Source organism: Serratia sp. BNK-10, assembly GCF_047456065.1.
Classification (GTDB): domain Bacteria; phylum Pseudomonadota; class Gammaproteobacteria; order Enterobacterales; family Enterobacteriaceae; genus Serratia; species Serratia ureilytica.
The window spans coordinates 1,859,313-1,874,665 of sequence record NZ_CP179894.1; the positions used below are offsets into that span (position 1 = coordinate 1,859,313).

The window sequence follows — 15,353 nt, forward strand, 5'->3', positions numbered from 1 at the left end:
TATGACCAATGGCAGTAGAAATTAACAAATTAATCAACGAGCGTCGTATTGGTGTCGATGATGGCTGTGATTACGGTGCGGTAATTCTCGATAACCTGAATGCTGCGGCACGAGCAAGGACGAGAGCGTGTTATCAACCGCCGGTAAGGGCTCCGTTTGTCAGTCGGCCGCAAGGCGATGACAGCCCTGTGGTGAAGATTGGCAACCGCAATGTATACGGACGCAAAGTTATCACCGGGATTTATCAGCTCCATCTTTCTGGCCGCACTCCGGTTCAAATCGCCCGACTGCTGAAGATGCCGTTACACCGGGTAGAGCATCTACTCCGAAGGGGAACCAGCGTCCGCCGTGAAATTTTCCGGCATGTATCAACCCAGCCGTTGCCGACAGAGGCTGAAATTATGCGCTGCCTGGCGGCAGAGTCGAAGGCGTGAGGTGAGCATGAGCGAATTAATTTTAACTGAGGAGTTTTTTGCTCCGGCGGCCACCGATCTCGTGGATGGATTATTGGGGCAGTACAAGCATCTGCGCGCTGACATTGAACAGATGGCGGGCGTGATTAGCACTCATCATGCATCGGTGCATCATTTCCTGGAGGGGAATCAGAGCCAAGACCGACGCCATTATATCGGGAGTGTCGACCAACTTTTTAAACTTGAAGGGGCCATTGCGAGCCTGAACTCTACGTTTTGGCAAAAAGCTCTGAATATGACCGACGTGTACGAATATATGCCAAACAATCGCCGCACAGAATGGAATGAGCAGATCCGCGAAATGAAAACGCCGGATTTTGAAGAGGAAACGGTGCGGCCAACAATAATGGAACTGCTGAACTCGCGGCAGCAATTTTTCGCTGAACGTGTAGACGGCATTTTCCGTGCACTTTCCGGCGATCATGTTACTAACCGACCGGAGGGCTTCGGTAAGCGCATGATCCTCGCGCGCGTTTTCAACGAATACGGATGGACCAATCACGATATGAGTGGTTTTATCCAGGATCTCCGGCAGGTTATTGCTAAATTTATGGGCCGTGATGAACCCCGTTGGCGTGTAACCGATGACGCGCTCCAGGAGGCCCGTATCCGCCACGGTGAATGGCTGGTGATGGACGGTGGCGCATTACGTGTCCGGGCCTATCTGAAGGGTACCGCGCACCTCGAAGTTCACCCCGAAATGGCCTGGCGGCTAAATTGCATTCTGGCGCACCTGTATCCTATGGCAATTCCGCCTCAGTTCCGCCAGAAACCGAAAAAGAAACTCAAAGATTTCACTTTGATGGACAAGCCGCTTCCGTTCGCCGTTCTGGCTGTGCTTTCGGGGTTGAAAGCTGAGTATCACACCCCGATACGACGCAACAAATGGGATGATCCTACACCACCACTGACAACCAATCCGTTTAATCGCAGATTCGATTGGCGTGATGAAGATAAGGCAATCCGCGGACAAGCAGGCAAGGTGTTGGAAATGATCGGCGGCGTACTTATCAAAGCCGGCCCTCATAAAAATATCAACATCTGGGAGTTCGATTACGACCCATCCCGAGTGCTGGGTGAGATCGTTGCATCTGGCTGTATTCCAGACTATCAGTCGCACCAGTTCTACCCAACCCCCGAATCACTGGCCGAAAGGGCTGTATGTGAGGCCGAAATACAACCTGGCGAAAAATGCCTGGAGCCGAGTGCTGGCACTGGAAACATTGCGATATTGATGCCGGCAGATCAAACCTGCTGCGTGGAAATATCGACCCTACATTGTCGGGTGCTGGAAGCCAAAGGATTAACCGTTGAGCAGGCGGATTTTATCAAATGGGCGCAGAGCACCAACAAGCGCTTCGACAAGGTGGTAATGAATCCTCCTTTCAGCGAGGGGCGTGCCAAAGCACATGTGGAAAGCGCTGCCTCATTGGTAAATCGAGGAGGGCGTTTGGTGGCGATATTGCCCCTAGGTATGAAAGGCAAAGAAATATTACCCGGTTGGAAAGTTAACTGGTCAGAAGAGATCAGCAACGAATTCGCGGGAACAAGCATTTCAGTAGTTATTTTGACAGCAGAAAGAGAGGTATGACCAAATGGCAAACTCATTTAACAAAATGATTGACGAGAAAGTAATTAAGCGTGGAAAAACAAGCCTGCTTATACGTCTTGATGATATTCATATCAAAGAGGGTTTTAATCGTCGTGTTGACAATGAACGTTATCGTGAAGCTAATGAGAAGCTTTACCAATATATGCTCACGGGTGGGAAAATCCCCAACCTTGAGGTTGTTCCTCGCGATGAAGGTGGTGTGTGGGTTGTTGAGGGGCACCGCAGGACATTAACTTACCATCGTCTTCGTGATGAAGCAGGCAAGCCTGTTGAATGGATAAAAATAGAGCCGTTCGAAGGTAGCGATGTAGACCGTATCGCACGAATTAGAACCAGTAATGAGCAATTGCCGCTTACTGATTACGAAGAGGCACTATTGGTCAGAGATTTGCAAAATCTCAATCTTACCGCTGATAAAATTGCCGAGGTTTTACATATCCCTCGCTATAAGGTTGATAATGCATTGGTGCTGCTCTCTGCTAATTATGACGTTCACCAATTAGTAGAAGAGGGTACGGTTGATATTCCATTGGCTGTTGAACGTGTGAAAAAACACGGAGAAAAAGCCGGGGAGCTTCTCAAGGATGATGTCGCTAAAGCCCAGAAAAAGGGAAAGCCAAAAGCAACAAAATCGACAGCGATCCCGCAGTTCAGCGCTACAAAAAGTCGTAATGCCGTGAAGATATTTTCGCAAGCTGAAGTGCGGGAAATTGACGGGCAAACGGCTTATATACTGCCAGAAGGCACCGCGCTTGATGTGCTATTCATTCTTGATGAATTTCGCCAACAAGGAGCGGGAGAATGAGACTCCTTCAATTTTTCAGAAGAAAGGCCCAAAAAACGCCGGTGAAACACAATTACACCAAGATGTTCTGGGGGCACGCAATTCAGGGGCTTTCTGACAATTTCAACACCAAAAGGAAATTCAATGTTACTGGACATGGGCCGATCAGCCTTCCTTTTGGGCCGGCGATTTCAGCTGGTGACTTCATCCTGATTTCATCAAATCAGGGACCAGTAATCCGGCTTAAGGTGATTAAGGCCGAATATTTTAGAGATCCGTCGGATATGTTCTCCGCAACTCTAAAATTTGATGGCGTTGAGAATAAGGAGGTTTTCCATGGTTAAACCTGTCGTAAGAACGAAAACTGGCGCAAAGGTAACGCTCACTCTTGAGCTGACAAACCTTGGCTCGTGGGGGCCTGAATGCCAAATTAACCAGGTATACAAACAAGCACTGGATCAAGCCGCCGGCCAGCTGGGGCGACTTTTAAATGGGCAGTCTGATATTCGGATTGTCGGCCGGCCGGTAGTTCAGGCTATCACAACAGATATTGAGGTGAAATCGTGAAAAATTCACTCGCTGACCTGGTTAATCACCAGTTCATGATGCTTGAAAGGTTGGGCGACTTGTCGCTGAAAGGTGAAGAATTGGCGGAAGAGATCACTCGCGCTAAGGCTGTATCGGAAGTGGCCGGTACAATGATCCAAACCTACCGTGTCGCGCTGGATGCGCAGAAAGCCGTTTATGACGGTTACGCTGGGCGGGTGCCGAAAGTATTGGGGATAGAGGAATGAGTCAAAAATATACTGACGCGCAAAACTTATTTCTGGAAACTCATTGCAAAGGGAAAACATTTCGCGAAATTACCGATTTATTCAACTACGAATTTGGAACAAAGAAAAGACAAGGCACGATGAGGGAGGTGTTACGTCAGCGTGGGTTAGATCGGTATGTTGCAAAACAATTTCATTATAGCGAACAGCAATTAACTTACCTTTTTGCCAATAGAGCTGTTGGATGGAAAAAATTGACGCAGATGTTTAATGAGCGGTTTGGTGATAAAAAAACCGTAGACGCCATCAAGAAAACTATGGCTGGCAGAGGATGGAATCAAAAATGCAGGCATGGAACGGGTAAGGGGCTGAAATATATCTACGCAAACGGTAAGCGAATGCGCCTCGACGTTTACGTATGGGAGTGCGTCAACGGACCACTTCCTGCAGGTTACGGAGTTATTCATTTGGATAATGATGTGCAAAATAACCAGATTGGTAATCTCCGCCTTGCTCCGTTGCACATCAAATCGATGTTCGTACGAGCAGGTTATTCCGATGCACCGAAAGTCTTGGCACCAGGGCTATACGCAACAGTAATGTTGAAGGACCTGATTGGGCAAATTGAAAGGAAACGATCAGGACAGGGGGTAGGCCGTGGAAAATAATCTGAGCAAGCCAGTGGCGTATGTCCGCCTGGTTGATGCTGAAGATGATTTCTGACTGATGAATTGAACTTTTCATCCTCCCCATGAGTAGTTATGTCAAAAACCCGCAAGTATGCGGGTTTTTTGTTATAAATCAGACGAGTATAACAATAAACCATAGTTACTATGTGCTATCGATCGGTTTAAACGATCGAAGTGCCTGTATTGATCTATGCGACCTATTAGACAAAGCCGGTCCAGCGGCTTTACTGAAACATGGGAGTCCGTATATCCATGGTGTTTCGCCTCGACAGTGATTCTAACTTATTGAGGTGAAATATGATTTCTGAATGCCCGTTGTTTGATGTGCTTCGTGGTAGTTGCAGGTTTCGCGTTGAGGCTATTGAGGTCGATGGCATTATCATCAGGGAGATTGATACGGGGAGATGCTTCACGTTAAGTCCTGAGGTGTCGCGGCTCTCGCAAGCTGATCTGTGCGAGATTGCAGCGCAGGCGGGGTTAAATCTGGGTCTACATCAGGTCAAATGATGTTATAATTAGTCATCCAGTCTGAACAACTGGAACCTGAGCACTGCGCCATACCGGAGACGATCATGGCGCAGTTAATACAGTTAGTAAAATCCGCACCGACAATCCTGACCCCGGCAACGATCGAGGCCAGCGATTTCGTGCAACGTGTGAAACTCGGTGAATGGATACAGGCTGAGTTTCGCCGTGTCCGTAACTACCAATACCACAAGCGTTTTTTCAAACTTCTGCAATTTGGTTTCGACTACTGGACGCCAACCGGTGGCGCATTGACGCTCCCTGAACGCGAGCTTATCGATGGCTTCGTTGGGTATCTCGTTGAGATGTCAGGCCAGCAGCATGGCGAGGTTATTACTGCCGTTGCCGATGAATACTTGCTTAAGGTCGGCCAGCTTCGCACCCAAGAAATCGCGTTACTCAAATCATTTGAGCCTTACAGGGCCTGGGCAACCGTCGAGGCAGGTTACTACTATGAGGTAGTGCTCCCCAATGGACTACGCCAGCGCATTCCTCAATCAATATCATTTTCAAAAATGGATGAGGATACATTCCAGAGCCTTTATAAAGCGGTGTTCAATGTGCTGTGGAATTTCATTTTATTCAGGAAATTTAATTCACAGCGAGAAGCAGAAAACGTCGCAATGCAGTTACTGGAGTTCGCATGAGAAAGGAAGATCGCGAACATCTCCAGCGTGTAGCAGAACTCGGTTGTGTCGTTTGCCGTAATCTCGGATATGGCAGTTCGCCGGCAGAAATACATCATTTGAGAAAAGGGTGCGGGATTGGGCAGCGCTCTTCACACAAGCGAGCCATTCCATTATGCCCTCCGCACCATCGGACCGGTGGCTATGGTGTTGCTATTCATGCTGGGCAAAAAAAGTGGGAAGGGATTTATGGCACAGAAGAAAGCCTATTAGCGCAAATTGAATCCGAATTACGCGGGGAGTTTTTTGCATGAATGCACAGCAGCTGGAATTTATACGCTTAGAGTTAACTCGTGCCTTATTGGATGATTCAGGGGGTACTAAAGGACAGCTAGAGGCATTTAGCGAGCATCCTCCTGCTGATAACAAAAGCTACCCCCGACAACACATCCATAAAGTTGAGCTGGAGGGCGAGCGTTGGGTTAATACCGATAACTCCGCCGTATATGTGTTGGAAACACGTAGCCGGCGACGTCCTATGCCGCCGATGAAAGAGCATACATTTGCAACCTGCTCCTGGCGGCGAGCGGTTATGATGCTGGATGAATACCAGCAGGCGTGGGTCAGGTATTGTTACGGGTATGATCTGAGTTTCAGATACCAAATTGCGATATGTGAATATATTTGGAAGGGTTATGAAGCTGAGCTTGCAGATAAGAATATCCAGCGCCGCCTGAAAAACAAACTGGTGTCATTGGTTTGGCTTGCTGTCCAGGATGTAGCCGCAAAAAATAGCAACGAGTCATATCGTGAATATGCCGGTTCGGCATTGGCTAACCTTATGAGCATCACTCGACAGACATGGGGTGAGTGTTACGCCAGGCATTGGCATGAATTAAAGGAGAGGGCAATGGCGTTAGATCTTACAGCGCTGCAAGCGACTCTAATCCGCCATGAGCAGGTTAATACACAGCGGATATTGCAAAACCTGACAGAATAGGCTAAATTTAAGTTCAATTTGATATTTTGCCAAAATTATAAAAACCCGCCACTAGAGCGGGTTTTTGCATGTATGGTGCCTAAAAATGTCGAAACGTATTACTGAGAGTCTCGTCTTCAGGCCGGCGAGTGAACTACCGACCGCCGACCTCGATGGTAGGAGTGTGCTGGTGCTCAATCCCTGTGATGGGTGGCACGAGGGGCATATACGGGTATTCGAAGAAGACGGCGAGGTTTACCACATTGGGATTCACACCTGGCTGATGGAAGAAATGACCCCGCATGACTTCTACGTCGCCTGGGCTCTGTTGCCTGACGGTATCACGTTAAGCGCGAAGTTCGAGTCAGAGAAGCACCGTTGATATGTAAAGAAATATCAATGGGTCTTGTGTGGTTATGTTGACTGCATTAGTATTCGCGCCTCGGCCCTTTAGCTCAGTTGGTTAGAGCGCGCGACTCATAATCGCTCGGTCGCTGGTTCAAGCCCAGCAAGGGCCACCAAACCGCCATTAGCTCAGCAGGAAGAGCAACGACCATTAAGTTGTAGGTACGGGGTTCGAGGCCTCGATGGCGGACCAATGCGGTCATCGTATAATGGCTATTACCTCAGCCTTCCAAGCTGATGATGCGGGTTCGATTCCCGCTGACCGCTCCAAACAAAGCTTTTCAGCCTGCGATGAAGGGATACCCGGAGTGGCTGGAAAGCGCCTCAGAAGTATGAGAAAAGCCCCCTTGATTTCCCATCAACATACCTGCCGGTTTGTTCATAGGGGGCCTCTCTGATACATGCAGCTGCAAGAGCCCTGGCTAACCGCCGGGGCTTTTGCATTCTTGTGGATCAGATTTCAGCCGTTGGTGGTGATCCTCGGGCGACAATTGCCCTTCATACATGTTGCTGCAGCCAGCGTTGAGGTAAAATCCTTTCACTGCAATGCCAGGGGAACATAGCCATGAAAAACTTGCCTGATGATTATTTTCTGGATGCCGACGATGAGCTGGTTGATTTTCTGGAGGCACAGGGTGAGGCGTGCATCAAGGATATTTACCAGTCGAACACGGTGAATAAAGAAAACGGGTACAAGCTGCTCAGTATTCTGATCGTTGGTATTGGTTCGTCTTTTTTGCTGCTTACGCAAAGACCGAATTTAGACTTTCTCAGCACTGGGCTTGCGGTATTTATCGTGTACTGGTCACTGTGCGCGATCTATCTGGTAACGCAGGTTCTAACTGTCCACATGCGTGGGTTGGTTTATGCGTCGCCAGATCAGCTTTACACCCAAAATTACAAGTCTATTAATCAAGAGCATTTTGATTATTTCAAAAGCACTGGATTTAGAGGTGAGTGTAATCGCCTATCGGTGATGAGGCGGTATAGGCTGCATTCTCTATGCCTAACCGCCAATGAGTTAGCAAGCGACAACAAGAAAATAAGAAAAAGACTAACCTGGGCAAGGATGGCGACCATCATTACCCCGGTCTGCGCTCTCTTTATTTCTGCGCTTACTTACCTTTTTTCCTGAGGCCTTCAGCGGAATCACCAATGATCATGCGCTCAACCGTGAAGTCACCTGGCTTAACCGGAGCAGGCTTCGGTTGTTCTGCCGGCTGCGGTTTACTCTCGCCGGCAGGTTTATTTGTCTGACTCATAAAACTCTCCATTTCTGTAAGGTTGCTTGTCGCGATTCAACAATATCAGATGTGGAAAAACACCGCCAGGCTAGGTCTGGCACCTCCTTGAGGCTGCGCTAATGCGTGGCCTTTTTCCTTTCTGAAACCCGGAGCCGGGCAATGAATAATCAACACCTGCCGCCGGGTTTCCTGGAGGCTACTTTGCTGTGGATGAAAACTAATGCACCTGTGCTTTATGGTTCGTTCGCTGCGTTCGGCATGGCTACCTTGCTGACCTTGCGTGATGGCAAATCGTGGCTGGACGCGCTCTACGCTGGAGCCATTTGCTTGCTGATCTCTCTGGGCGTTATCAACTCCCTTGAGCTATTCGGAATGAGCCAAGACAACGCGCTGCTGATTGGCGTCGTGATTGGTGGCATCGGTGTGGAACGTTGCCTGGCAATTCTCCGCACTTTTTCCAGCATGAAAACCAACACACCAATGGATGAGAAGGAAAATCGTAAAAATGACCGTTAATTTTTGCTTTAGCCCACGCAGTGAAAAAAATCTGCAAGGTGTCAATCCTGCTCTGATTGCAGTCGTCCGCCGAGCTCTTGAATTATCACCCGTAGATTTCGGCATTACTGAGGGGCTTCGAACTCTTGAACGCCAGCGCGAAATGGTACAGACCGGAAAAAGCCAAACGCTGAAAAGTCGCCACTTGACCGGGCACGCTGTGGATGTGGTTGCATATTTGGGCACCAACATCAGTTGGGAATGGCGGTATTACGAACAGATCGCCACAGCGTTTAAGCAGGCCGGCAAAGAGCTGGGGACGGTGATCGAGTGGGGCGGCGACTGGAAAACCTTGAAAGACGGCCCGCACTTCCAGCTATCAGTGAGGGATTACCCAGCATGACCGGTTGGTTGCAAAAACTGATGCAGGGCGGGTTGGTGCTGTTGCTGCTGGTGGCTATCTGTCTTGGTGGTTACAGCTCGCTGTTGTCGCACCGGTTGGCGCTGGCACGCCAGCAGGTTGCAGATCAGGAAAAGACGCTGGCGCAGCAGGCTGGGCTGATCACTACATTGCGCGCGGATGACGCCCGTAATCGCGCAATGATGGTCGAACAGCAACGGAGAGAGTATCAACTGCGCCAGCGGGGTGAAATCTATCAAAGGAAGTACCAGGATGCTATCAAAAACGATGAGTGCGCCCGTGGCCGCGCTCCTGACGCTGTGCTTGGCCTCCTGCTCGGCACGGATGCCACCGCCACCGAAACCCATCGTCTTGCTGCCCCCTGAGTCTGTATTCAGGTTATGCGAGCGCCCGACGTTGCAGGGTAATACCTGGGGGGACATCGGGAGCTACGCGCTGGCACTGCAAACTGCTTTATCAATATGCGCCGGCCAAGTGGTCACGCTGAACCAATGGCGGGAAGCCGCCGGGAGATAAAATGGAAAATCAACACCGTAAAATTGCTGGATATCGTGAACTGACCCAGGACGAAATCGACTGCATGAACAAGGTTAAGGCATTAGGCGAAGAATTGGGTAAGCTTTATGACTATTTGTTAATCAGCAATCATGATACCGGCGGACATCAGATAGATATGCGTTGGTTGAATGAAGGGCGGACTGATCTTCAGAAGGGAATTATGTGTTGGGTGCGTGCCGTGGCGCAGCCTACGACATTTTAAAGATTGAGTTATATTTTGTTGTTTACGGTTTGGCAGGGTATCCTACTTTCGGCCATATGAGGCTATGACAAAAAGGATATTTTCATGAGTAATTATCTTGCCAAATCAGCAAATGGGCATGATCAGTCTACAGCAAAAGCAATACAACTAGGGTTACAAACTGCTATGAACAAAGGATGCAGCTTACTGCTGTTATCTCCTGGTATTCAGAACGCAAAAAACTCTGACGTACTTGAGTCTGCGCTAGGAAGTGCGGCTTATAAGCAGATTGTGAACCAAAGAGGACATGTTCAGATCCCTAATACTAACAATACGATTTCACTTGAAACAATAAGCACGATGAAACATGGTTTATCGGCTTTTGATGGTGTTATCGTTGGGTTGTGGACCTCATCTAAGGATGCAGACACTATATCTGCAACCGCAAAGCAAGCAAAAGATGTGATTCTTGTTGAGTGGGCTGATTCAGAGTTGGATCCTTGGAGTGGAAAGCACAATGCGACTATTATTTAAAAAATAATATTGCGTTGTTATTATTGTTTATCTAAACCCGTTACGGCGGGTTTTTTGTATTACAGAGCGGCTTTCCGAGGCTGCTGCGTAATGCGCAAGCAAAATCACCGGCAGATCCTGCCTGGTCACCCTGACCGTTATCTGCTGGTGGTTTTTATTTTGTTCTGAGTTTTTGCGTTGGCCACAAAGAAAATCAGCATAAACGATCTGTATTCGTAGATGGTGGTTAGCGGTTTTCCCGAGCGGGTATTCCAGAGGTCAGCAGAAAATTCTAAAGGAGGGTGGGCGACCATCGGCAGCTGTAACTGCCGATGGTCATTCATACCCACGTCACAGGTCATGAGTATGAACCAAGGCCCACTTGCTCTCGAGAGCAGGGCCATAGTATTGGATCCTCAGAAATGACCAAAGGAAAAAATCAATCAACGCTCTCAATTGTTTACAAAACACGCGAGTCGTTGATGGCTTATGCACGAAATGCCCGAACCCACTCCGATGAGCAGGTTCGACAGATTGTTGCCAGCATCAGTGAGTACGGGTGGACGAATCCGGTACTGATTGATGAAAACGAAGAAGTGATCGCCGGTCACGGTCGGTTGCTGGCGGCTGAACAGCTTTTTGTCGATGAAGTGCCGACTATCACGCTGTCGGGCCTGAGTGAGCAGCAGAAAAAAGCCTACCGCCTGGCGGACAACAAACTGCCGTTAAATGCTGGGTGGGACGATGAATTATTGAAGCTGGAGTTGAGCGACTTGCTGGACAGCGGCTTTGATATCGATCTGACTGGCTTTAGCCAGGCTGAGATTGATGAAATTTTCACTGTCGATGAGGTGTTGCCCGGTGAATCGAAGGCGGGAAACCTGACAGAAAAATTCTTAGTGCCGCCTTTTTCTGTGCTTAATGCCCGAGAAGGCTGGTGGCAAGATCGCAAGAAAAATTGGATCGCCCTTGGCATCCAATCAGAGTCGGGCCGCGAAGACGAATTGTTGTTCAGCAAATCGACGCAAAGCGGTGCGGTCTACGGCAAGAAAAACGCGTATGAGGCTAAAATAGGCAGGGTGGTCAGCTGGGATGAATTTTTCCAGGCGCACCCTGACCTACAGACTTTGCCGACCACGAGCATTTTCGACCCGGTAATGTGTGAATTGGCTTATCGCTGGTTTTCACCTGAGGGCGGGACGGTTATTGATCCTTTTGCTGGTGGATCAGTTCGGGGCGTTGTCGCTGCGAAACTGGGGCGGCAATACCTTGGCTGTGATTTGAGAAGCGAACAGGTAGAGGCGAATCGCCAGCAATGGGCGCAGATTGATACCGATGGTGGCGTTGCTCCTCATTGGCACTGTGGCGATAGTCGAGACATTCATCAGCACTTCAAAGGGGCGCAGGCGGATTTTTTATTCAGTTGCCCGCCTTATGCTGATCTTGAGGTTTATTCTGACGATCCCGCTGATATTTCGACGCTGAACTACCCGGAGTTCGTCATCGCCTACCGGCAGATCATCAAAAATGCGCTGTCACTGCTTAAACAGGACCGATTCGCGTGTTTTGTCGTAGGGGAAGTGCGGGACGCGAAAGGCATCTACCGTAATTTCGTCAGTGATACCGTGTTGGCGTTTTGTGATGCCGGCGCAGCGTATTACAACGAGGCGATCCTTGTTACTCAGGCGGGAAGTTTACCCGTTCGGGCTGGGAAAATGTTTTCCGCCAGCCGAAAGCTCGGCAAGACGCACCAAAATGTACTGGTGTTCGTTAAAGGCGATCCCCGTAAAGCGGTTGAGGCCTGTGGTGTCGTAGACGTCACTGATATTTTCCCCGACGAGCCAGACTAAAGACGATATTTCGCCTTGAGGGCGTCAATACCGGCGGCAATCAGTAAAACCGGCTCTCTTCCCATCTGTATTTGAAACTCTGGTCGCAGCACGGCTTCTTTAGCCCGTGTGATTACCCGCGCTTCATTTCCCAGGCGAGGAAAGCTGCCGGCAAGTTTGATAGCCGCTTCCCAATCGTTATTACTGGCAAGTTCCCTGAGAACGTCGATTTTCTTTTTCATGGCGTTTTCCTCTGTGCTTTGGACGATAGCGGAGTCATCGCCCCCGTTCGAGGGGGACGCGGGGGAAATATGCAAACTTTACCCATAGCGAACATCGAAGCGTTGGCCGCCCGTCGTTTGAGCGAGCAGCAGATAGCTGACGTGTTGGATATTTCTCTGGATGAGCTGAAAAAGGACAGAGAGCAGCTATCGCTATTTCGAGTCGCTATACGGAAAGGGCGGGCAAAAGGAGAGGCTGAGTTAAGGGGCGCGCTGTATAGGCGGGCCAAGAACGGGGACATACAGGCATACAGCGAATTGCTGAGGCGCGAGAAACAACAGGACAGTGACTGATGAGCAAGCCTGATGAGAAAGCAATCGAGCGTGATTTCTGTGCTGGTGAGCTTTCCCTACAGGATGTTGCGGATAAGCACGGGATCACGATAAAAGCCCTGCGATACATGGCGGGCAAACGCGGTTGGAAACGCAACAAAGGGGCAAGGGCAAAAGCGGGGCAAAAAAGCGGGGCAAAAAATAATTCTGCCCCAAAAAAAACGCCCCAAAAAAAGCAGCAAGATCCTGATGGCTTCCAACAGCCGCGCCGGAAAATTTCCAATGAAGAAAATTCCTCAGAGGACGATTTTGATCTGGCATTTGATCCTGATGAATTCGGACTTTCTGACCAGCAGGCGCTTTTTGTTTATTGGTATGTAAAAACAAAAAACAGAGTCGAGGCATATAGAAAAGCGGGCTACAAGTGCGAAGGCAACGCTGCTTATGCTGCCGCCAGTCGGATGTATAGAAATGTTAAGGTTTCGAAGGCTATCCGAGTGCTGTCAAATCGTCTCCGGGAACGCTACACCGCAGACCTTGATGAAATTGTCGATCAGCTGGTGGCGATAACGCGGGCCGACCCTAACGCGCTGACGCAATACCGCCGTGTGAATTGCCGCCACTGCTGGGGCGAAAATAATTTATACCAATGGCGAGATATTCAGGAGTACGACCGCGCCGCTGCAAAAGCGATGAAGGATGGCCGGTCAGAGCCTGAATACGGCGGCCTTGGCTTTGTCACTAACTCCGACCCTAACCCAGATTGTCCGCGCTGCAATGGCGAGGGCGAAGGGGAATTGTTGATGGGGGATACCCGCGACCTTGATGCTAATGAGCACGCTTATTTCCTTGGGGTGAAGCAAACCAAAAATGGGATTGAGGCTGTTACTGAGAGTAAGCAGGCGGCTCGAGCCATGTTGGTAAAAATCATCCAGGGGGAAAATGCTGCTAGTCGCGGTGGTGATAAACCGCCGGTCAATCAATATAGCCCCGATGATTACCGCGCTGCTGCTTCATCACTCGACGATGAATTTGGGGATCTGGACTAATGAGAATACTCGAATGGGAGGATCTCGATTTTCCTGCGCGGGTAGCCTTGAAGGCCAAGTCTGAAAAAAGCTTCCTCAATTTTACCCGGTTGCAGTTCGAGCTTCAGAGCGGTCAGCGGATGATGGTCAACTGGCATCATCGCCTTATGGCCTCGAAAATCGATGATCTGATAAAGGGCGAATTACGGCCGCGCAACCTGATCGTCAACATTCCACCTGGCGGCACCAAAACGGAGTTCTTTTCGATACATCTGCCCGCTTACGTGAACATGTTGGTGCAGACCGAGAAGTTACGCCGATTCCGCAACCTGAATATTTCTTTTGCCGATACGCTGGTAAAGCGAAATTCTCGCCGTACCCGCGACCTGATCTTGAGTCGGGAATATCAGGAGTTCTGGCCGTGCAGCTTTGGCGTCAACCAGGCGGAAGAATGGGAAATTGTCGATACGAGGGGCCGCTCTATCGGGCAAACCGTATCACGTTCAAGTGGCGGTCAGATCACCGGCGGACGCGGAGGTTACGCCGGGCCTGATTTTTCTGGTTTCGTCTGTCTGGACGACTACAACAAGCCCGACGATATGTTTTCGGCATCTCGTCGGGATGCCGCCAACCGCTTGCTGGTGAATACCATCCGCTCTCGTCGTGGTGATAAGTCAAAAGATCATCCGACCCCGTTCGTCAGCATCCAGCAACGTCTGCACATGAAAGATGCCACCGGTTTTATGCTGGCCGGTGGCATGGGCGTAGATTTCCACCACGTCGCGATCCCTGCGTTGGTCAGTGAAGAATTTATCGATTCACTGGCTGAGCCGTGGCGTTCGATGTGCTGGAACCAGGTAAAAAACACCGAAAGCGTGGTGGTGAACGGTGTCCGGTATTGGTCCTATTGGCCGGAAAACGAGTATATCGGCGACCTGCTGAAATTGTGGGAAAGCGATGAGTACACGTTTTGGAGCCAGTACATGCAGCGCCCGCGGGCATTGACCGGCGGTCTGATTGATACCGCATGGTTTCCTCGTTATCAAACGTTGCCACCACTGCGGCACCGCGCCGTCTATGTGGACACCAACTCAGGAAAAGTTGAGGACTACAACGACTACACCGTGTTTACGCTAGTGGGGGTAGGTGTTGACGGTAATCTTTACATCATTGATTCGGTGCGTGGTCGCTGGGATCCAGAAGACCTGTTGAAAAAGGCTATTGAGTTATGGGAGCAGTGGAAGCCGACGAACCCACGCCAGCCTGCACGTCTTCGCCATATGGGAATTGAAGATAAGCAAGCAGGCCAGGGTTTGATCACCACGCTTAAGAAACGCAAGTCCATCCCGTTACTGGAAATTCCTCGGGGTGCCGGCCAGAACAAGTTAGTGCGTTGCCTGAACGTTATTCCTGAAATCAAAACCGGGCGGGTATTTATTCCGGCGCTGATGACCGATGACGGTCGTCGTATTGATAGCGTGCGCTACCACGACGGCACGATAGCAGCCAGAACGGACTGGGTATTACCCGCATTGGCTGAGTGTGCGGATTTCTCGGCAGATGACAGCCATGCCAATGATGACATATTGGATACCTTTATGGATGCCATCGACATAGAACTGATCTCTGGCCTGTCTGCGGGTTACGGAGGATGGAATTAATCT

The 15,353-nt window shown here is 49.7% G+C and carries 24 protein-coding genes, 3 tRNA genes and 1 pseudogene; 25 read left to right on the plus strand and 3 right to left on the minus strand.

Translation table 11 applies throughout. The features are described 5' to 3' along the window. Positions 1–8 precede the first annotated feature (8 nt). The 15 genes from ACMGG9_RS09095 (at position 9) to ACMGG9_RS09165 (ending at position 8,001) form a co-directional block, all read left to right on the plus strand. Complete coding sequence (locus tag ACMGG9_RS09095; RefSeq protein WP_414162087.1) at positions 9–434, plus strand: hypothetical protein; 426 nt, start codon at positions 9–11, stop codon at positions 432–434. A gap of 7 nt (positions 435–441) precedes the next feature. Further along, complete coding sequence (locus ACMGG9_RS09100) at positions 442–2,064, plus strand: DUF4942 domain-containing protein (protein WP_414162088.1); 1,623 nt, start codon at positions 442–444, stop codon at positions 2,062–2,064. A 4-nt stretch (positions 2,065–2,068) separates the two neighbouring features. After that, positions 2,069–2,890: a chromosome partitioning protein ParB gene (locus ACMGG9_RS09105; RefSeq protein WP_414162089.1), complete on the plus strand. Its 822-nt coding sequence runs from the start codon at positions 2,069–2,071 to the stop codon at positions 2,888–2,890. Continuing rightward, the gene (locus tag ACMGG9_RS09110; RefSeq protein WP_414162090.1) at positions 2,887–3,213 is read left to right on the plus strand and encodes a hypothetical protein; all 327 of its coding nucleotides are present in this window, start codon (positions 2,887–2,889) and stop codon (positions 3,211–3,213) included. The genes ACMGG9_RS09105 and ACMGG9_RS09110 overlap by 4 nt, the downstream gene beginning before the upstream one ends. Continuing rightward, the gene (locus ACMGG9_RS09115; RefSeq protein ID WP_414162091.1) at positions 3,206–3,436 is read left to right on the plus strand and encodes a hypothetical protein; all 231 of its coding nucleotides are present in this window, start codon (positions 3,206–3,208) and stop codon (positions 3,434–3,436) included. The genes ACMGG9_RS09110 and ACMGG9_RS09115 overlap by 8 nt, the downstream gene beginning before the upstream one ends. Continuing rightward, a complete protein-coding gene (locus tag ACMGG9_RS09120; RefSeq protein ID WP_048796141.1) occupies positions 3,433–3,663 on the plus strand; it encodes a hypothetical protein in 231 nt (76 codons plus the stop codon). The genes ACMGG9_RS09115 and ACMGG9_RS09120 overlap by 4 nt, the downstream gene beginning before the upstream one ends. Beyond that, complete coding sequence (locus ACMGG9_RS09125) at positions 3,660–4,310, plus strand: HNH endonuclease signature motif containing protein (RefSeq protein WP_414162092.1); 651 nt, start codon at positions 3,660–3,662, stop codon at positions 4,308–4,310. The genes ACMGG9_RS09120 and ACMGG9_RS09125 overlap by 4 nt, the downstream gene beginning before the upstream one ends. Positions 4,311–4,903: 593 nt before the next feature. Continuing rightward, on the plus strand, positions 4,904–5,503 hold the full coding sequence (locus tag ACMGG9_RS09130; protein ID WP_070914855.1) for a DUF1367 family protein: 600 nt from the start codon (positions 4,904–4,906) through the stop codon (positions 5,501–5,503). Then, positions 5,500–5,796, plus strand: a complete 297-nt coding sequence (locus ACMGG9_RS09135; RefSeq protein WP_075335058.1) for a Ref family recombination enhancement nuclease — start codon at positions 5,500–5,502, stop codon at positions 5,794–5,796. Before ACMGG9_RS09130 ends, ACMGG9_RS09135 begins: the two co-directional genes overlap by 4 nt. Next, a complete protein-coding gene (locus ACMGG9_RS09140; RefSeq protein WP_414162093.1) occupies positions 5,793–6,482 on the plus strand; it encodes a bacteriophage antitermination protein Q in 690 nt (229 codons plus the stop codon). The genes ACMGG9_RS09135 and ACMGG9_RS09140 overlap by 4 nt, the downstream gene beginning before the upstream one ends. 85 nt (positions 6,483–6,567) lie before the next feature. Continuing rightward, positions 6,568–6,843, plus strand: coding sequence for a hypothetical protein (locus tag ACMGG9_RS09145; protein WP_060559416.1), 276 nt, complete (start codon positions 6,568–6,570; stop codon positions 6,841–6,843). A 62-nt stretch (positions 6,844–6,905) separates the two neighbouring features. Then, positions 6,906–6,982 (plus strand) — tRNA-Ile (locus tag ACMGG9_RS09150). Positions 6,983–6,984: 2 nt separating this feature from the next. Then, a tRNA-OTHER gene (locus ACMGG9_RS09155) sits at positions 6,985–7,059 on the plus strand. Positions 7,060–7,061: 2 nt separating this feature from the next. After that, positions 7,062–7,136 (plus strand) — tRNA-Gly (locus ACMGG9_RS09160). A 295-nt stretch (positions 7,137–7,431) separates the two neighbouring features. After that, on the plus strand, positions 7,432–8,001 hold the full coding sequence (locus ACMGG9_RS09165) for a hypothetical protein (RefSeq protein WP_060559419.1): 570 nt from the start codon (positions 7,432–7,434) through the stop codon (positions 7,999–8,001). Here the strand turns inward: ACMGG9_RS09165 and ACMGG9_RS09170 are convergent. Next, a complete protein-coding gene (locus tag ACMGG9_RS09170) occupies positions 7,982–8,128 on the minus strand; it encodes a hypothetical protein (protein WP_153303155.1) in 147 nt (48 codons plus the stop codon). The genes ACMGG9_RS09165 and ACMGG9_RS09170 overlap by 20 nt on opposite strands. A 141-nt stretch (positions 8,129–8,269) precedes the next feature. Here ACMGG9_RS09170 and ACMGG9_RS09175 point away from each other — a divergent pair, with 141 nt between their 5' ends. The 5 genes from ACMGG9_RS09175 (at position 8,270) to ACMGG9_RS09195 (ending at position 10,299) form a co-directional block, all read left to right on the plus strand. Beyond that, positions 8,270–8,626: a phage holin family protein gene (locus ACMGG9_RS09175; protein ID WP_060559420.1), complete on the plus strand. Its 357-nt coding sequence runs from the start codon at positions 8,270–8,272 to the stop codon at positions 8,624–8,626. Further along, positions 8,616–9,008: a M15 family metallopeptidase gene (locus tag ACMGG9_RS09180; RefSeq protein ID WP_060559423.1), complete on the plus strand. Its 393-nt coding sequence runs from the start codon at positions 8,616–8,618 to the stop codon at positions 9,006–9,008. Before ACMGG9_RS09175 ends, ACMGG9_RS09180 begins: the two co-directional genes overlap by 11 nt. Continuing rightward, a complete protein-coding gene (locus ACMGG9_RS09185; RefSeq protein WP_060559424.1) occupies positions 9,005–9,391 on the plus strand; it encodes a DUF2570 domain-containing protein in 387 nt (128 codons plus the stop codon). The genes ACMGG9_RS09180 and ACMGG9_RS09185 overlap by 4 nt, the downstream gene beginning before the upstream one ends. A gap of 152 nt (positions 9,392–9,543) precedes the next feature. Beyond that, on the plus strand, positions 9,544–9,786 hold the full coding sequence (locus ACMGG9_RS09190; RefSeq protein WP_060559426.1) for a hypothetical protein: 243 nt from the start codon (positions 9,544–9,546) through the stop codon (positions 9,784–9,786). Positions 9,787–9,870: 84 nt separating this feature from the next. Continuing rightward, positions 9,871–10,299, plus strand: coding sequence for a hypothetical protein (locus tag ACMGG9_RS09195; protein ID WP_153303156.1), 429 nt, complete (start codon positions 9,871–9,873; stop codon positions 10,297–10,299). A 137-nt stretch (positions 10,300–10,436) separates the two neighbouring features. Here the strand turns inward: ACMGG9_RS09195 and ACMGG9_RS09200 are convergent, their stop codons facing one another. Continuing rightward, positions 10,437–10,682, minus strand: coding sequence for a hypothetical protein (locus ACMGG9_RS09200; RefSeq protein ID WP_060559428.1), 246 nt, complete (start codon positions 10,680–10,682; stop codon positions 10,437–10,439). An 18-nt stretch (positions 10,683–10,700) separates the two neighbouring features. Here ACMGG9_RS09200 and ACMGG9_RS09205 point away from each other — a divergent pair. Continuing rightward, positions 10,701–11,189: pseudogene (locus ACMGG9_RS09205) on the plus strand (ParB/Srx family N-terminal domain-containing protein); the annotation flags it as partial. Between the two features lie 246 nt (positions 11,190–11,435). Continuing rightward, complete coding sequence (locus tag ACMGG9_RS09210; protein WP_414162267.1) at positions 11,436–12,128, plus strand: DNA methyltransferase; 693 nt, start codon at positions 11,436–11,438, stop codon at positions 12,126–12,128. Here ACMGG9_RS09210 and ACMGG9_RS09215 read toward each other — a convergent pair. After that, the gene (locus ACMGG9_RS09215; protein WP_414162094.1) at positions 12,125–12,349 is read right to left on the minus strand and encodes a hypothetical protein; all 225 of its coding nucleotides are present in this window, start codon (positions 12,347–12,349) and stop codon (positions 12,125–12,127) included. The genes ACMGG9_RS09210 and ACMGG9_RS09215 overlap by 4 nt on opposite strands. A 69-nt stretch (positions 12,350–12,418) precedes the next feature. Here ACMGG9_RS09215 and ACMGG9_RS09220 point away from each other — a divergent pair, with 69 nt between their 5' ends. Genes ACMGG9_RS09220 through terL form a run of 3 tightly spaced genes read left to right on the plus strand, consistent with a single transcriptional unit; the run spans position 12,419 to position 15,350 of the window. After that, positions 12,419–12,682 carry a hypothetical protein gene (locus ACMGG9_RS09220; RefSeq protein ID WP_070914863.1) on the plus strand — a complete coding sequence of 88 codons (264 nt, stop codon included), beginning with the start codon at positions 12,419–12,421 and terminating at the stop codon, positions 12,680–12,682. Then, the gene (locus ACMGG9_RS09225; protein WP_414162095.1) at positions 12,682–13,710 is read left to right on the plus strand and encodes a terminase small subunit; all 1,029 of its coding nucleotides are present in this window, start codon (positions 12,682–12,684) and stop codon (positions 13,708–13,710) included. Before ACMGG9_RS09220 ends, ACMGG9_RS09225 begins: the two co-directional genes overlap by 1 nt. Continuing rightward, on the plus strand, positions 13,710–15,350 hold the full coding sequence (gene terL / locus ACMGG9_RS09230) for a phage terminase large subunit (RefSeq protein WP_346420471.1): 1,641 nt from the start codon (positions 13,710–13,712) through the stop codon (positions 15,348–15,350). Before ACMGG9_RS09225 ends, terL begins: the two co-directional genes overlap by 1 nt. The last annotated feature ends 3 nt before the right edge of the window (positions 15,351–15,353 follow it).

Excerpts from the sequence above, each read along its gene's own strand:
- ACMGG9_RS09095 (WP_414162087.1), top strand. The coding sequence starts at position 9 with ATGGCAGTAGAAATTAACAAATTAATCAACGAGCGTCGTATTGGTGTC.
- ACMGG9_RS09100 (WP_414162088.1), top strand. The coding sequence starts at position 442 with ATGAGCGAATTAATTTTAACTGAGGAGTTTTTTGCTCCGGCGGCCACC.
- ACMGG9_RS09105 (WP_414162089.1), top strand. The coding sequence starts at position 2,069 with ATGGCAAACTCATTTAACAAAATGATTGACGAGAAAGTAATTAAGCGT.
- ACMGG9_RS09110 (WP_414162090.1), top strand. The coding sequence starts at position 2,887 with ATGAGACTCCTTCAATTTTTCAGAAGAAAGGCCCAAAAAACGCCGGTG.
- ACMGG9_RS09115 (WP_414162091.1), top strand. The coding sequence starts at position 3,206 with ATGGTTAAACCTGTCGTAAGAACGAAAACTGGCGCAAAGGTAACGCTC.
- ACMGG9_RS09125 (WP_414162092.1), top strand. The coding sequence starts at position 3,660 with ATGAGTCAAAAATATACTGACGCGCAAAACTTATTTCTGGAAACTCAT.
- ACMGG9_RS09130 (WP_070914855.1), top strand. The coding sequence starts at position 4,904 with ATGGCGCAGTTAATACAGTTAGTAAAATCCGCACCGACAATCCTGACC.
- ACMGG9_RS09135 (WP_075335058.1), top strand. The coding sequence starts at position 5,500 with ATGAGAAAGGAAGATCGCGAACATCTCCAGCGTGTAGCAGAACTCGGT.
- ACMGG9_RS09140 (WP_414162093.1), top strand. The coding sequence starts at position 5,793 with ATGAATGCACAGCAGCTGGAATTTATACGCTTAGAGTTAACTCGTGCC.
- ACMGG9_RS09145 (WP_060559416.1), top strand. The coding sequence starts at position 6,568 with ATGTCGAAACGTATTACTGAGAGTCTCGTCTTCAGGCCGGCGAGTGAA.
- ACMGG9_RS09165 (WP_060559419.1), top strand. The coding sequence starts at position 7,432 with ATGAAAAACTTGCCTGATGATTATTTTCTGGATGCCGACGATGAGCTG.
- ACMGG9_RS09170 (WP_153303155.1), bottom strand. The coding sequence starts at position 8,128 with ATGAGTCAGACAAATAAACCTGCCGGCGAGAGTAAACCGCAGCCGGCA.
- ACMGG9_RS09175 (WP_060559420.1), top strand. The coding sequence starts at position 8,270 with ATGAATAATCAACACCTGCCGCCGGGTTTCCTGGAGGCTACTTTGCTG.
- ACMGG9_RS09180 (WP_060559423.1), top strand. The coding sequence starts at position 8,616 with ATGACCGTTAATTTTTGCTTTAGCCCACGCAGTGAAAAAAATCTGCAA.
- ACMGG9_RS09185 (WP_060559424.1), top strand. The coding sequence starts at position 9,005 with ATGACCGGTTGGTTGCAAAAACTGATGCAGGGCGGGTTGGTGCTGTTG.
- ACMGG9_RS09190 (WP_060559426.1), top strand. The coding sequence starts at position 9,544 with ATGGAAAATCAACACCGTAAAATTGCTGGATATCGTGAACTGACCCAG.
- ACMGG9_RS09195 (WP_153303156.1), top strand. The coding sequence starts at position 9,871 with ATGAGTAATTATCTTGCCAAATCAGCAAATGGGCATGATCAGTCTACA.
- ACMGG9_RS09200 (WP_060559428.1), bottom strand. The coding sequence starts at position 10,682 with ATGGCCCTGCTCTCGAGAGCAAGTGGGCCTTGGTTCATACTCATGACC.
- ACMGG9_RS09210 (WP_414162267.1), top strand. The coding sequence starts at position 11,436 with ATGTGTGAATTGGCTTATCGCTGGTTTTCACCTGAGGGCGGGACGGTT.
- ACMGG9_RS09215 (WP_414162094.1), bottom strand. The coding sequence starts at position 12,349 with ATGAAAAAGAAAATCGACGTTCTCAGGGAACTTGCCAGTAATAACGAT.
- ACMGG9_RS09220 (WP_070914863.1), top strand. The coding sequence starts at position 12,419 with ATGCAAACTTTACCCATAGCGAACATCGAAGCGTTGGCCGCCCGTCGT.
- ACMGG9_RS09225 (WP_414162095.1), top strand. The coding sequence starts at position 12,682 with ATGAGCAAGCCTGATGAGAAAGCAATCGAGCGTGATTTCTGTGCTGGT.
- terL (WP_346420471.1), top strand. The coding sequence starts at position 13,710 with ATGAGAATACTCGAATGGGAGGATCTCGATTTTCCTGCGCGGGTAGCC.